This window comes from Embleya sp. NPDC059213 (assembly GCF_042754445.1).
Classification (GTDB): domain Bacteria; phylum Actinomycetota; class Actinomycetes; order Streptomycetales; family Streptomycetaceae; genus Embleya.
In genome coordinates this window covers 1-14476 of the sequence record NZ_JBHZAV010000220.1, presented here as the reverse complement: position 1 = coordinate 14476, position 14476 = coordinate 1, and the positions used below count along the sequence as shown (strand labels likewise).

12 protein-coding genes are annotated in these 14476 nt (G+C 70.4%); 3 read left to right on the top strand and 9 right to left on the bottom strand.

The window, feature by feature from the left end:
* Nucleotides 1-164 precede the first annotated feature (164 nt).
* Nucleotides 165-623, bottom strand: a complete 459-nt coding sequence (locus ACFXMF_RS41890) for an RDD family protein (protein WP_360304883.1) — start codon at nt 621-623, stop codon at nt 165-167.
* Between the two features lie 245 nt (nt 624-868).
* Between ACFXMF_RS41890 and glnA the strand changes: the two genes are divergently transcribed.
* Entirely contained in the window at nt 869-2278 is a 1410-nt protein-coding gene (glnA, locus tag ACFXMF_RS41885; protein ID WP_360304885.1) for a type I glutamate--ammonia ligase, read from the top strand.
* Nucleotides 2279-2686: 408 nt separating this feature from the next.
* On the opposite strand, the gene ACFXMF_RS41880 is transcribed toward glnA, so the two are convergent.
* Nucleotides 2687-3649: a hypothetical protein gene (locus tag ACFXMF_RS41880; RefSeq protein WP_380021106.1), complete on the bottom strand. Its 963-nt coding sequence runs from the start codon at nt 3647-3649 to the stop codon at nt 2687-2689.
* A 112-nt stretch (nt 3650-3761) separates the two neighbouring features.
* Here ACFXMF_RS41880 and ACFXMF_RS41875 point away from each other — a divergent pair, with 112 nt between their 5' ends.
* A complete protein-coding gene (locus ACFXMF_RS41875; protein WP_360304889.1) occupies nt 3762-5246 on the top strand; it encodes a hypothetical protein in 1485 nt (494 codons plus the stop codon).
* A gap of 644 nt (nt 5247-5890) precedes the next feature.
* On the opposite strand, the gene ACFXMF_RS41870 is transcribed toward ACFXMF_RS41875, so the two are convergent.
* From ACFXMF_RS41870 to lpdA, 3 genes are all read right to left on the bottom strand, one after another.
* Entirely contained in the window at nt 5891-6784 is an 894-nt protein-coding gene (locus tag ACFXMF_RS41870) for a TIGR01777 family oxidoreductase (RefSeq protein WP_379990541.1), read from the bottom strand.
* Between the two features lie 113 nt (nt 6785-6897).
* Nucleotides 6898-8667, bottom strand: coding sequence for a 2-oxoglutarate dehydrogenase, E2 component, dihydrolipoamide succinyltransferase (sucB, locus tag ACFXMF_RS41865; RefSeq protein WP_379990542.1), 1770 nt, complete (start codon nt 8665-8667; stop codon nt 6898-6900).
* A 71-nt stretch (nt 8668-8738) separates the two neighbouring features.
* Nucleotides 8739-10127, bottom strand: coding sequence for a dihydrolipoyl dehydrogenase (gene lpdA / locus ACFXMF_RS41860; protein WP_360304895.1), 1389 nt, complete (start codon nt 10125-10127; stop codon nt 8739-8741).
* 279 nt (nt 10128-10406) lie between these two features.
* Between lpdA and ACFXMF_RS41855 the strand changes: the two genes are divergently transcribed.
* Nucleotides 10407-10730 carry a hypothetical protein gene (locus ACFXMF_RS41855; RefSeq protein WP_360304897.1) on the top strand — a complete coding sequence of 108 codons (324 nt, stop codon included), beginning with the start codon at nt 10407-10409 and terminating at the stop codon, nt 10728-10730.
* 88 nt (nt 10731-10818) lie between these two features.
* Here the strand turns inward: ACFXMF_RS41855 and ACFXMF_RS41850 are convergent, their stop codons facing one another.
* The 4 genes from ACFXMF_RS41850 to ACFXMF_RS41835 all read right to left on the bottom strand — a co-directional run bounded on the left by ACFXMF_RS41850 (nt 10819) and on the right by ACFXMF_RS41835 (nt 14461).
* Nucleotides 10819-12327, bottom strand: a complete 1509-nt coding sequence (locus tag ACFXMF_RS41850; protein ID WP_379990543.1) for a leucyl aminopeptidase — start codon at nt 12325-12327, stop codon at nt 10819-10821.
* A 157-nt stretch (nt 12328-12484) separates the two neighbouring features.
* Nucleotides 12485-13267 carry an adenosylcobinamide-GDP ribazoletransferase gene (locus tag ACFXMF_RS41845; protein ID WP_360304901.1) on the bottom strand — a complete coding sequence of 261 codons (783 nt, stop codon included), beginning with the start codon at nt 13265-13267 and terminating at the stop codon, nt 12485-12487.
* Nucleotides 13264-14304 (bottom strand): nicotinate-nucleotide--dimethylbenzimidazole phosphoribosyltransferase, encoded by a 1041-nt coding sequence (locus ACFXMF_RS41840; protein ID WP_360304903.1) that lies wholly within the window; start codon nt 14302-14304, stop codon nt 13264-13266. Before ACFXMF_RS41840 ends, ACFXMF_RS41845 begins: the two co-directional genes overlap by 4 nt.
* Before the next feature lie 4 nt (nt 14305-14308).
* Entirely contained in the window at nt 14309-14461 is a 153-nt protein-coding gene (locus tag ACFXMF_RS41835; protein ID WP_380021108.1) for a hypothetical protein, read from the bottom strand.
* Nucleotides 14462-14476 lie beyond the last annotated feature (15 nt).

Sequence of the window (14476 nt, the reverse complement as noted above, 5' to 3'; positions counted from 1 at the left end):
GTGCTGCCCCACCCCGGCGCCCGCCGTCTCCACCACACCCCCCCCCACGCCACACCCGCGTGCCGCCGCCCTCCCGGCCCCCCCCCCCCGCCGCTCTTTCCGTTGTCACCCACCCGGCGCATTCGCCGTCCCGTATGGGCTACCCGGCCCGGGTGGCTTACGAGCTACGCGCGCACCACGGCGGTGCCGACCGCCTTGTCGTGGAACCCGCGCCCGTCCCGGTCGTAGATCGCCGGCGGGATCACCAGGCACAGCAGGAAGGTGCGCACCACGACCGCGAGCGGCAACAGCGTGTCGCGGGTGACCGACACCACCCGGATGCCCATGATGCGCTTACCGAAGGTCCAGCCGATCGTGCTCACCAGGAGCAGGTTCTCGGCGGCGAACAGGGCGAGGGTGCCCCAGCTCGTCCCGGGGTCGTTGAGGTCGCCACCGCCCAGGAAGGACAGTGCGATGATGTAACAGATGCTCCAGTCGATCAGCAGGGCGATCAGCCTGCGTCCGGTCGGCGCGAGCGAGTTGGGTCCGTCCTCGGGCAGCCCGAGACGCTTGCCGCGGTAGCCGAAGTCTTCGGCCGCCGCCCCGGGGGCCTGTTTCCGCGATGCGGTCGTGTTCTCGTCCACCCGTCCAAAGTAGACGAGCCGGGCCGATTCACCCGCCCCGGGGTGCGCGTGAGGAGGTTGATCATGGGCATGCATCCAGGCAAGACGGGCTAGACCGTACGGGTGTGTGCGTAACATCCCGGAAACACGAGGGACACCGACGGGAAACCGCTCCCGCCTACCTTCATGGCCTAGTGGCCACCGGGGAGGAGGCCGCTCCCCGCGAACGCAACTACCCGCGCCTGGCGCCGGGTCGAGGAGGATTGATGTTCAACAACGCCGAAGAGGTGTCGCGATACATCGCCGACAACGACGTCAAGTTCGTCGACGTTCGTTTTTGCGACCTGCCTGGCGTGATGCAGCACTTCACGGTCCCGGCGAAGACGTTCGACCCGACCGAGACGCTGGCGTTCGACGGATCCTCGATCCGCGGCTTCCAGGCGATCCACGAGTCGGACATGGCGCTTCGCCCCGACCTGTCCACGGCGCGGCTCGACCCGTTCCGCAAGGACAAGACGCTCAACATCAACTTCTTCATCCACGACCCGCTGACGGATGAGGAGTACAGCCGCGACCCGCGCAACGTCGCGAAGAAGGCCGAGCGCTACCTCGCCGGCACCGGGATCGCCGACACGGCGTACTTCGGCCCCGAGGCCGAGTTCTACGTGTTCGACAGCGTGCGCTTCTCGACCGGCGCGAACGAGTCCTTCTACCACATCGATTCCGAGGCGGGCGCCTGGAACACCGGTGCGGAGGAGAACAACCGCGGCTACAAGGTCCGCTACAAGGGCGGCTACTTCCCGACCCCGCCGGTCGACCACTTCGCCGACCTGCGCGCGGAGATCTCCCTGGAGCTGGAAGCCGCGGGCCTGGAGATCGAGCGCCAGCACCACGAGGTGGGCACCGCCGGCCAGGCCGAGATCAACTACAAGTTCAACACGCTGCTGGCCGCGGCCGACGACCTGATGCTGTTCAAGTACATCGTCAAGAACGTCGCGTGGCGCAACGGCAAGACCGCGACCTTCATGCCGAAGCCGATCTTCGGTGACAACGGCTCGGGCATGCACTGCCACATGTCGCTGTGGACCGACGGCTCGCCGCTCTTCTACGACGAGCAGGGCTACGCGGGGCTGTCCGACACCGCCCGCTACTTCATCGGCGGCCTGCTCAAGCACGCCCCGTCGCTGCTCGCCTTCACCAACCCGACGGTGAACTCGTACCACCGCCTAGTCCCGGGCTTCGAGGCGCCGGTCAACCTGGTCTACTCGCAGCGCAACCGCTCGGCCTGCATCCGCATCCCGATCACGGGCAGCAACCCCAAGGCCAAGCGCGTCGAGTTCCGCGTCCCGGACCCGTCGGCCAACCCGTACCTGGCCTTCGCCGCCCAGTTGATGGCGGGCCTGGACGGCATCAAGAACAAGATCGAGCCGCTGGAGCCGGTCGACAAGGACCTGTACGAACTGGCCCCCGACGAGCACCAGGCCGTGCCCCAGGTCCCCGGCACCCTCGCCGAGGTCCTCGACGCGCTGGAAGCCGACCACGAGTACCTCCTCGAAGGCGGCGTCTTCACCCAGGACCTGATCGACACCTGGATCGAATACAAGCGCACCAAGGAAATCGACCCGGTCCGCCTGCGCCCGCACCCGCACGAGTTCGAACTCTACTTCGACATTTAATCGTCGGAGCAAGCGACCCGCGTCGCCGAGCCGTACAGGCTCCCTGACCAACCCGGCCGCCCATCAGTGGGTCGTCGTTGGTCGGCGTCGGGCAACGCTGCACGGCCCCGAGACGGCCCCGGAGACCACGAGTCCCGGGGCCGTCTCGGCGTTGACGGGATTCCGTGTGCGGGCTGTGGCACCCGACCCCGTTCCGCTGCAAGACTCGGTCAATGAAAATCGGGGAGCTGACCCGCGACGCCGTCATGCAGGCCCTTGCGGAGTGCGATCGACCGGAACCGAAGAGTTCCTCGAGACCTACGGCTTCAGGCCGGCCCGAAAGTACGTTCTTGCTTGCATGTGCCGGACAGCAACTCGAATCCCCTCAGGGCCCATCGTTGACTTCGCCGATGGGCCCTGGCGTGTCGGCTACGCCGCAGGTATTTCGGGGATGCGCCAGACAATCCCGAACCGCTCGGCATCGGGCAGTCCGAACGGGCCAACCGGGCCGATCTGTTTGATCAGATAGCCGAAGATCATGTGATGTGCTCCCTCCGACACCTCATCCCAGGTTTCCGGAGTCACGATCATCACCTCGCGCATCAAGCTCAGGTCCGACTCGTTTTCCAGCATCTCCGCTCGTTCGTCTCGGTCCATCGTCTCGTCGGCGCGCATGGCGCGGATCGATTCCGCGAGAAGGTTGGGCTCTCGGCCCAGCCGCCGGAGGATCTCCTGGCACCCATATCGGAAAGCTGCCTGCGCATTGATGGCCTCGCGGTCGGGATTGCCGTAGCCGTACGGCGCGCCCTCCTCCGCCCCGACGTAGTCACCTTTCAGCATGTGCAGCAGGACCCGCAGCGTGTGTTCGACTCCCTGTTCCTCGATTTGCCGAGCCATGATGCGGACCCAATCGTCCTCCGACATCAGTGGTTCGTGCGGCACGGCGAGCGACGGATGGATCTCGATGGCACTGAAGGGGTTGATCACCACGCCCATGACCTGCTCCGGTGTCCACTTGCCGTCCTCACCTCCCCAGCCGCTGTTGACGAGCTCCTGGAACGACTTCAGCGCGCCGGATTCTCCCTCACCGATCGCGCGCCACAGCGGCAGGAACCTGGCTGTCTCGGACTCCTCGTCCCGGGGTGGGCTGCACAGCCCGGCGAGGACCACGACGATGTCGTGGACGGTCTCCCAGCGCGGCACCCGTATCCCGTTGACGGCAGAGCGCACGGTTTCATGGCTGGCGTCCGACAACTGGTCGTCGCGGCTGCGGATGAGGGTGCTCACCTTGCGAAAGCTCGAGCGTCCTGCCGCGCGGTGCAGTTCCTGTAATGCCTCGACCAACTCGCGATGTGAACCCGTCGGTTGGGGTGTGCTGTTGGACGCTGCCAAGGGGATTCCTCCGTGCTTGCGGTGTCAAGTTTCGCCAACACGGTAGAAGTCGCAGGCCAGGGCCGAGTCAGTATTCGTCAAGTTCGCCGTTGCGCCCGCCAAACCGTGACTTGTGGCCGATCGGCGAGGTCAGCATGGAGGAGGCGCCGAAGGAGCGCCCACCTCCGAGGAGTTGCCCCGTATGCATATCCCTGCCTATGCCCATGCCACCATCCGCGCCGCCTTGCCCAACATGCCCACGTCGCGACACGTGGGTGGGCTGGACTGCTGTCTCTGCGACGATTCGTTCGGTGAGGACCTCGCCGCCATACCGCTCGGGCCGACACCGACGTCCGGGCTGTTCGGGTGCCGCCCCTGTCTGACCCGGTCGGTCACCCGGGCGCGACGGACCCGCGACGCCGCACGGGTCCAGGATGCCGAGCGGGCACGAGCGGAGGCTGCGGCCTGGATGCCGGTGCGAGAACGCCATCTCGGTCGGCTCGTCAGCGTGCGGCAGGCTGCCGAGGCCGTGGCCGACCTGGCCCGGGGCGACGACACCGCGGCACTGCGGGTCGCATGGCTGCTGATCTCGCTCGAGTCCGCGTACACCTGGGTTCCGGAAGTGCCGGAACCGCCCGCCTCGGTGGATCGCGAGCTCTCGGAGTTGAAGGACGAGGCCTTCCGGCTCGACCTGGCGATGATTACGGCGCGCGAGGCAGTGTCGGAGCGACTCGCCTATCACCTGATCAACGAGGTACAGCCCGACGAACCGGAGATGTGCGAGGAGTTCGAGTGCCCGGAAAGTTGTTCGGGACGTCATGACTCCACACACATCGACTGTGGGCCTGACGCCGTCTTCGACGATCTGGTCGAGCACGGGATCACCGTGGAGAAGCCGCAGCCCGAACCATTGTCATCCAGGCTCGCATCTCTCGTGGGGAGGACCGAGTCCGAGGAGGAGCGTTCCCTGCCGATGGACATCGAGGAACAAGCCCCCACCGTCTTGGCCCACTTCGGCATCGATGCGGACGACACGGACGTGCTTTTGAACGCCGCTGCGGTCGGTCTGGTCTCCGACGCATGGCGCGAGGGGCCGCTGGACGAGATCCATGCGGCCGATGACGGGCCGAGTGACGGGGAGGTTTTCGCACAGAGCGTCGATCTCTACCGCAGAGCTCGCGCGTCGTTGGTGGCCGCCCGGGACGACGGTCCGGAGGCGCTGCTCGCGTTCGTGGCCGTCGCCTCGAATCTGGACCTGCCGTGGGCCGGCGGCTCCCGCTTTGTATTGCGAACAATGTCCGAATCCGGGGCCGAGTTCGTTCGGCACATCGACGACCGGGTCTGGTTCACCGCGGAGATGATGCGTAAACAGGGTTGGCGCGCGGGGCTGTTGCACCGAGCCATGTCGGCGGCGTTCACCGCGTCCACACACTTCGGTATGCCGGGATGGTCGGCTGCCGTCACCTCGGCGATGGAGCGTCTCGCTGCGGCGGATCGGTCGGACGCCCCGGAGGCGCTGACCGACCTCGCGGCGGTGGAGGCCGCGTTGCACGAAGCTCCGGACCGCCTGGGTGCGGACGCTCTCGACTGGATTTCCCGCCGGGCCCTTTTCGGCTAGCGCACCCACTCGGCTCACCCGTTCCTTGACAGACCCGAGTCGGGTAGGCCCTTGCACCGGAACGAAGCATTGATGCACCCGGCTCCCGGAGAGTCGGCGGGCGACATTTTCCTCCGGGCCCCGGCACCCGAGGAAGTCGCACAGGGGTGTGGTCCCCGACTCCGCATACCGACATCAGCGGTTCACCGGGTACGTGACCCGACACGCCGGCCGGGGCGGCACGAGGTATCGACATGTTTAAAAATACCGATACAACTGCGACCTACGACGAATCGACGACCGGGGTTCCGACCGGACAGCGAGAGGACGGAGCCCTGTGAAGTGGGACGAGATGACCCTCGTCATCCTTGCCGCCTTCGGCTGCGTCACGCTGCTCCTTACGCAGATCACAGAGGTGCTGTCGCGATTGCCACAGATCATTCGTGCCTGGCGGCAGGTGCGGTGCGAACTGAACCGGGGCACCGATCCCGGCTCTCGGGATCACCCGGAAACAGTCGACGCTCCGGACGCGCGTACGGCTGACCCCCCTCGGTAGGGGGCGGATTCCGGATCGAAGCACCACCAGGGGTGAGCCCGATGGAAGACGAGGCCGTCGACCGCTGCGGACAGCGCGGTCGGCGGTCTTTTTCGTGTGCCCTGTGGGGTCAGTTCGTCAGGGCCGCGGCGATGGCCGGGGTGATGGTGGGGTGGGTGAAGGTGAAGCCGGAGGCGAGGAGGGCTCGGGGGAGGACGCGTTGGCCGGTGAGGATTTCGGCGCCGAACTCGCCCAGGACGGCGCGTAGGGCGAAGGCGGGGGCCGGGAGGATGGTGGGGCGGTGCAGGGCCCGGCCCAGGGCCTTGGTCACCTCGGCGTTGGTGACCGGGTGCGGGGCGGTCAGGTTGACCGGGCCGGCCAGGTCGGGGTGGTCGAGGGCGTGGCGCATCGCGGCGATCTCGTCGGCGAGCGAGATGAAGCTCCAGTACTGCCGACCCGAGCCGAGCCGGCCGCCCAGACCCGCCTTCACCAGCGGGAACATCGGCCCCAGCGCGCCTCCCGAACGGGCGAGCACCAGCCCGGTCCGCAGGTGCACGACCCGGATGCCGGCCTCGGCGGCGGGTGCGGTGGCGGCCTCCCATTCGACGCACAGGCCGGCCAGGAAGCTGCTGCCGGCCGGGAACGACTCGTCCACCTCGCGATCGCCGGTGTCGCCGTAGTAGCCCACTCCGGAGGCGGACAGGAGTACGCGCGGCGTGGGCTTCAGGCCGGCCAGCGCGCGGGCGACGGCCGCGGTGCCCAGGACTCGGCTGTCGTGCAGTTCGCGCTTGTACGCCGCCGTCCAGCGCTTGTCGCCGACGCCGGCGCCGGCCAGGTGCACCGCCGCGTCCACGGGGCCGAGCGCGGCGGTGTCCACGGTGCCCGCGTGCGGGTCCCAGCGGACCTCGTCCGGCTCGGTGGGGGCCCGGCGGACCAGCCGGACCACCTGGTGTCCGTCGGCGGTCAGCGAGCGGACGAGAGCGGAACCCAGGAGGCCGGACGAACCGGTTACGGCGATACGCATGCCGTCATCCTTGCCCACCGGGCGGCGGAACGCCGAAGGCGGCCCGGACGAGATGTCCGAACCGCCTTCGCCGAATGACCGCCCGCCGCGCGACGTGCCCGCGGCGCCGCGTCCTAGAGGCCGAGGTCGCCCTCGAAGGCGCCTTCCTCGAGACGGGTCTTCACCGTCTGCAGGAAGCGGGCCGCGTCCGCGCCGTCCACCAGGCGGTGGTCGTAGGACAGGGCCAGGTAGACCATCGAACGCACCGCGATGACCTCGCCGAGCGTCGGGTCGTTGACCACGACCGGGCGCTTGACGACCGCGCCCGTGCCGAGCATCGCGACCTGCGGCTGCGGGAAGATCGGCGTGTCGAACAGCGCGCCGCGCGAACCGGTGTTGGTCAGCGTGAACGTGCCGCCCGCCAACTCGTCCGGGCTCACCTTGTTGGTGCGGGTGCGCTCGGCCAGGTCGGAGATCTTGCGCGAGAGACCCGCGATGTTCAGGTCACCCGCGTTGTGGATGACCGGGACCATCAGGCCGCGGTCGGTGTCCACGGCGATCACCAGGTGCTCGGCGGCGTGGTAGGTCACGGTGCCGGCGGCCAGGTCCATCGACGCGTTCAGGACCGGGTGGACCTTGAGCGCCTCGACGGCCGCCTTCGCGAAGAACGGCATGAACGACAGCTTGACGCCCTCACGCGCCACGAAGTCGTTCTTGGCCCGGTCGCGCAGGCGGGCGATGTTGGTGACGTCCACCTCCACGACCGTGGTGAGCTGGGCCGAGGTCTGCAGCGACTCGACCATGCGCTTGGCGATCACCGTGCGCATGCGCGAGAGCTTCTCGGTGCGACCGCGCAGCGGCGACGGCTCGACCGCGGCCGGAGCCTTGGCGGCGGGCGCGGCCGGGGCGGCGGCCTGGGCCGCCTGCTGCTTGCGGGCCGTCTCCAGGACGTCCTGCTTGCGGATGCGACCACCGATGCCGGTGCCCGCGATCGCGCCCAGGTCCACGTTGTGCTCGGCGGCCAGCTTGCGCACGAGCGGCGTGACGTACGCGCCGTCCGCCTCGGCCGGCGGGGTGAGCTGCGGGGCGGCCGGCTGCGCGACCGGAGCCGGAGCGGGCGCCGGAGCCGGCGTGGGCGCCGGAGCGGCCTGCTGAGCCGGCGCGGCAGCGGCCGGAGCCGCCGGAGCCGGAGCCGGAGCCGCCGGAGCCGGAGCCGCCGGGGCGGGAGCGGCAGCCGGAGCGGGCGCCGCCGGAGCGGGCGCCGCGGCCGGCGCGGAACCGGGCGCGCCGATGATGGCCAGCTCGGCGCCGACCTCCACCGTCTCGTCCTCGGCGACGCTGATCTTCAGCAGCACCCCACCGATCGGCGCCGGGATCTCGGTGTCGACCTTGTCCGTCGAGACCTCCAGGAGCGGCTCGTCGGCCTCGACCGTGTCACCCTCCTGCTTGAGCCAGCGGGTGATGGTGCCCTCCTGCACGCTCTCGCCGAGCGCGGGCAGCAGCACCGGGGTGCCCTGCACGTCACCGGCGGGCGCGGCGGCAGGCGCGGCCTGCTCGACGGGAGCCGGCGCGGCCTCGACGGGCGCGGCCGGAGCCGGTGCGGCCGGGGCCGGGGCCGGGGCCTCCTGAGCCGGCGCGGCGGCCGGAGCCGGCGCCGCGGCACCGGTGCCGTCGTCGATCACGGCCAGTTCGGCGCCGACATCGACCGTGTCGTCTTCCTGGGCCTTGATGGACACCAGAATGCCGGCGGCGGGGGAGGGGATCTCGGTGTCGACCTTGTCGGTCGAGACCTCGAGCAGGGGCTCGTCCAGCTCGACGCGCTCACCCTCCTGCTTGAGCCAGCGGGTGATGGTGCCCTCCTGCACGCTCTCGCCGAGCGCGGGCAGTGTTACGGAGACCGGCATGGGTCAATGACTCCTTCTCAACGCTTCAAGGCGTGTGTCTTGGATGACGGGGCGCGATTGGGGGCGCGTCGTCAGTCGTGGACGTGCAGCGGCTTGCCCGCCAACGCGAGGTGGGCCTCGCCAAGCGCCTCGGACTGCGTCGGGTGCGGGTGGATGAGCTGGGCGACCTCGGCCGGCAGGGCCTCCCAGTTGTAGATCAACTGGGCCTCCGCGGTCAGCTCACCCATGCGGGCGCCGACCATGTGGATGCCGACGACCGGGCCGTCCTTGACCGAGACGACCTTGACCTGGCCGGTCGTCTTGAGGATCTGGCTCTTGCCGTTGCCACCGAGGCTGTAGCTGATCGTCGCGAGCTTGTCCGAGCCGTAACGCTCGACCGCCTGCGCCTCGGTGAGGCCGACCGAGGCCACCTCCGGGTCGCAGTAGGTCACGCGCGGCACACCCGCGTAGTCGATCGGCACCGGGTTCAGCCCGGCGATCCGCTCGGCGACCAGGATGCCCTCGCCGAAACCGACGTGGGCGAGCTGAAGGGTGGGGATGAGGTCGCCCACGGCCGAGATCGTCGGCACGTTGGTGGCGCAGTACTCGTCGACCAGGACGTAGCCGCGGTCCATCGCGACGCCGGCCTCCTCGTAGCCCAGGCCCGCCGAGACCGGGCCGCGACCGACGGCGACGAGCAGCAGCTCGGCCTCGATCTGCTTGCCGTTCTCCAGCGAGACCCGGACACCCGCGTCGGTGTACTCGACACCGGCGAAGCGCGAACCGAGTTCGAACTTGATCCCGCGCCGACGGAAGGCGCGCTCCAGGAGCTTGCTGCTCGCCTCGTCCTCCAGGGCCACCAGGTGCGGCAGCGCCTCGACGATGGTCACGTCGACACCGAAGGACTTCCAGGCACTGGCGAACTCGACGCCGATCACGCCGCCGCCCAGGACCACCGCGGACTGCGGGACCCGGTCGAGCACGAGCGCGTGGTCGCTGTTGATCACCCGGTTGCCGTCGATCTCCAGGCCCGGCAGCGACTTGGGCACGGAGCCGGTCGCGAGTACCACGTGTCGACCCTCGTAGCGCTGCCCGTTCACCTCGACCGCGGTCGGCGACACGAGCTTGCCGGCGCCTTCGACGACGGTGATGTTGCGGCTCTTGATCAGCCCGGTCAGGCCCTTGAACAGGCGCGAGATGACGCCGTCCTTGTACGCGTGCACGGCCGAGATGTCGATCCCGTCGAACGTCGACTTGACGCCGAACTGCTCGCTCTCACGGGTCTGGTCCGCGACCTCGCCGGCGTGGAGCAGCGCCTTGGTCGGGATGCAGCCGTTGTGCAGACACGTGCCGCCGAGCTTGCCCTTTTCGACCAGGACGACCCGCATACCCAGTTCGGCCGCGCGAAGGGCGCACGCATAGCCGCCGCTCCCGCCTCCGAGAATGACTACATCGAAAACGGCTCCGGCGTCGTTCGCCACGTCACGTCCTCCTGTGATTGCGATGCCCACCCGCGCGGGACGCGGCGGGTAGCACCCCCTTCTTGTGGAAGGTCTCAAGTGCCGGTACAACATCCTCCCACTTGTCGGGAGCGACCGAGCACTCCGCCCCGGTGTTGCCTGTCCCACAAGGGCCGCGCCGAAATGGCGGATCGGGGGCACAACGGGCCGTTGCGGCTCGTTGTTCCGGCACGATCACGACCTCCGCGCGGCGGACCGACGTGGAGGACACGCGCGTACGACGACAGGAAGGAAATCCCCGTGGGGTTGTTCCGACGCAAACGCGGTGCCGGCCCGGAGGCGCCCGATCGCAGGCAGGCCGCCGCCGCGGCGGCGCACCTGAGCGAGTTCGCGCGCAGCCGCAAGGGAGTCGAGGCGTACATCGAGCCGGTGACCACGCTGAGCGGGACCACCGTGGTGTTCATCGCCGACACCGGCGAGTGGACCCGCCGTCGGGTCGCCGATCCCGGCGCCGCGCGCGGCCTCGCGCGCAAGCTGGGCATCCCGGTGTACGAGGCGGCCCTGGTGGGCTACCCCAAGCGCATGCGCGAGTGGACCCGCCGGCAGTCCGCCGACGGTTCCTGAGCGGCCCGGGTCGCACCGCCGGCCCGGCCGGGGCGCCTGCGTGCCCCGGCCGGGCCGGATCGAACGAGCGGCGACGAGCGGCCGTCGATCAGATCCGGTTGTCCGCCACGTCCTGCGCGACCTGGAGCAGCGAGCGCACGGCCACGCCGGTGCCGCCCTTGGACCGGTAGCCGCCGGCCTCGCCCTCGTGGAACGCCGGACCGGCGATGTCCAGGTGCGCCCAGCTCACGCCGTCGGCCACGAACTCCTGGAGGAAGATGCCGGCGATCAGGCCGCCACCCATCCGCGAGCTGCCCATGTTCTTCAGGTCCGCGATCGGCGAGTCCATCTGCTTGCGCATGTCCGCCGGCAGCGGCATCGGCCAGGACTGCTCGCCCGCACGCGTCGCGGCGTCGTGCACCGCGTCGCGGAAGGTGTCGTCGTTGGCCATGATCCCGTACATGTCGTTGCCCAGGGCGACCATCATCGCGCCGGTCAGCGTCGCGACGTCGATCAGCATCTGCGGCGATTCCTCGCACGCCCGGGTGATCGCGTCGGCCAGGACCAGCCGGCCCTCGGCGTCGGTGTTGAGCACCTCGACCGTGCGACCCCCGTACATCCGCAACACGTCGCCGGGACGGATCGCGGTGCCCGAGGGCATGTTCTCGGCCAGCGCGAGCCAGCCGGTCACGTTGACCTCCAGGCCCAGCCGGGCCACGGCGGTGACCGCGCCCAGGACGGCCGCCGCGCCGCCCATGTCCATCTTCATCGTCTCGTTGGAACCGGCCGGCTTGAGCGAGATGCCGCCCGAGTCGTAGGTGATGCCCTTGCCCACCAGCGCGATGGTGCGCTTGGCCTTGGGGTGCGTGTAGCCCAGCCGGACCAGCCGTGGCTTGTTGGCCGAGCCCTGACCGACGCCCAGGATGCCGCCGAAGCCGCCCTTGGCGAGCGCCTTGTCGTCGAGCACCTCGACCTTGAAGCCCGCGTTCTTGCCGGTGTCCACCGCGATCGCGGCGAAGTCCTTCGGGGTCAGGTCGTTCGGCGGGGTGTTGACCAGGTCGCGGGCGTGGTTCACGCTCTGCGCGGCGATCTCGGCGCGCTCCACGGCGGCTTTGGCGGCCTTGTCGCGGCCCTTGATGCCGAGCAGCACCACGTCCTTGACCGCGTCCTTGCGACCCTCGCGCGACTTCTCCCGGTAGGTCTCGAACGAGTACGCGCCGAGCAGTACGCCCTCCCCGAACGCACCCACCGCCTCCGCACCGGCCAGGGGCAGGGCCACGCCCGCCTTCTTGATGCCCGCGAGCGCCCGGGCCACGGTGCCGCCGGCGCGCCGCAGCGTCTCGTGCGTGAAGCCGTCGGCGGGCTGCTCGCCGAGGCCGATCACCAGCACGAGCGGGGCCTTGGCCGCGCCGAAGGTCGGGACGCGGTGTAGTTCGCCCTCGGCGCCCGTGGCGTCGAGGGCGGACAGGGTGTCGGTGAGTCGGCCGTCGAACGCGGCGGCGATGCTTTCGCTGCCGGCGGCGAGAACGGCGCCGTCCTCTCCCTTGACGGAGCCGATCACGAGCACGTCGGCGCGCAGGGAAAGGGCCGCGGTGGAGCCGATACTCAGTGTGGTCACGAGTGTCCTGTCTCTCATCTCTCGAGGATGCTGAGTGCCCACACGATCGGTGGGGCACCGACGCGGCGGTCCTTGCTGAGGATGCCTCGTCGAGCGATAACGAGCCGTATGGAAGATACGTTCGCGTTCAGCATTTCACGCCTTCCCGGCAAACATCTCAGCCAGTGGACAGGACCAGCAACGCGACGCATCCGGAGATCTCCACGACGGCGCCCAGCACGTCGCCGGTGATCCCGCCGAATCGGCGGGTGGTGTGCCGCAACAGCAGGGCGCCGGCGGCCAGTCCGGCACCGACCGCAGCCGCCGCGCGCAGTGCTTCGGCGGGGCCCTGGAGCACGCCGTACAGCCCGGCGGCGGCGAGCAGGACCAGCGACCAGGCCAGGAGCACCGCGCGCCCGACGGTGCCGGCGACCATCGCGCCGAGTCCGTCGGGCCGGGCCGAGGGCACCCCCGGTCCGCAGGCAACCGACAGCGCGGCGCGGCCGGTCACCGCGGCCAGCACCAGACCCGCCGCGGCCGGCCCCGAGCCGTGCTGCTGGAGCCGGACCAGCGCGCCGACCTGGAGCAACACCAGGAACAACAGGCTGAGTACACCGAACGGGCCGATGTCGGACGCCTTCATGATCCGCAACGCGTCCGGTGCGGGCTTGGCCGAACCGAGGCCGTCGGCGGTGTCGGCCAGGCCGTCCAGGTGCAGCCCGCGGGTGAGCAGCGCCAGGGTGCCGATCGCGAGTGTCGCGGCGGTGAACGCGCCGGTGCCGGCCCGGGCGGCGAGCGCCAGCACGCCGGCCGCCAGACCGCCCAGGACCAGGCCGACCAGCGGCGCGCAGGCCATCGCCCGGCCGGCCACCGGGCGGTCCACCCGATCGACCCGGACCGGGATCACCGACAGGATGCCGAACGCCAGGCGCAGGCCGGCCGAGGTGGTACCCGAACTCACGGGGCGGGGTGCACCCGGGCCACCAGGTCGACCGCGGCACGCAGCACCGGCAGCGCGAGCAGCGCGCCGATCGCCTCCCCGCCCTTGACCTTGTAGTCCAGTACGGGTTCCAGGGCGAGCCGGTCCAGCGCCTTGACGTGGCCCGGCTCGGGGGTGACGTGGCCGGCCAGCCACCAGTCGGGGGAGCGGTACGAGATGCGCTGCGCGACCAGCCCGGCCGCGGCGGTGGCCACGTCGTCCAGCAACACCGGGGTGCGCCGGATCGAGCACTGGAGCAGGAATCCGGTCATCGCCGCGAAATCCGCCCCGCCGCTGACGCCGAGCAGCCGCATCGGGTCCCCGAGCACCGGCCGGGCCCGGCGCAGCGCGTCGCGGATGGTGGCGCACTTGCGGATCCAGGTCGCGTCGTCGATGCCGGAGCCGCGACCGATCACAGCCGCCGCGTCCATCCCGGTCAGCGCGCCGATCAGCACCGCGGCCGGGGTGGTCGCGGCCGCGCCCAGCGAGCCGAGCAGCAGCACGTCGGCGCCCGAGTCGATCTCCGCGTCGGCACTGTCCATACCGATCCGGAACGCCCGCTCGACCTCGCCGGGGGCCAGCGCGTCGGCGGTGTCCACGGGCGCGGACGCGCGGCGGATCCGGTCCCGCGAGACATGCTCGGGGAACGCGTCGGGTTCGGCGTCGACGGCGATGTCGACGATCCGGATCGGCGCGCCGACGGCCGCCGCGAAGGTGGCCGCGGCCGAGGTGCCCTCCAGGGTGGCCCGGACCTCGCGCGCGGTCCAGCCGGGTCGGCGGACCGACACGTCGTGGGCGGCGACGCCGTGGTCGGCGGCGAACAGCACCACGCGGGGCGCGCCGATCGGCGCGGTGGTCTTGCCGCCCTGGGCCGAGGCGAACCAGATCGCGAGATCTTCGAGTCGGCCGTAGGCGCTCGGCGCGCCCGTCACGGCGATGAGGTGTTCGCGCACGCGGGCGCGGGCGTCGTCGTCGGGGCGCTCCACCTGTGCGGCCAGGGAGTCGAGGTCGATTGTCACCCGGTCAGGGTAGTTGCGTGGTCGGACCTGCGGCGACGGGTGCTCGGTCGGCGCGGCCGGCCGCGCCGAGGGTGGCCCGGACCTCGCGCGCGGTCCGGCCCGGTCGGCGGACCGACACGTCGTGGGCGGCGACGCCGTGGTCCGCGGCGAACAGCACCACGCGGGGCGCGCC

Coding starts and splice junctions, on each gene's coding strand:
- ACFXMF_RS41870 (WP_379990541.1), bottom strand. CDS start 6,784: ATGCGTATCGCCGTAACCGGTTCGTCCGGCCTCCTGGGTTCCGCTCTC.
- glnA (WP_360304885.1), top strand. CDS start 869: ATGTTCAACAACGCCGAAGAGGTGTCGCGATACATCGCCGACAACGAC.
- sucB (WP_379990542.1), bottom strand. CDS start 8,667: ATGCCGGTCTCCGTAACACTGCCCGCGCTCGGCGAGAGCGTGCAGGAG.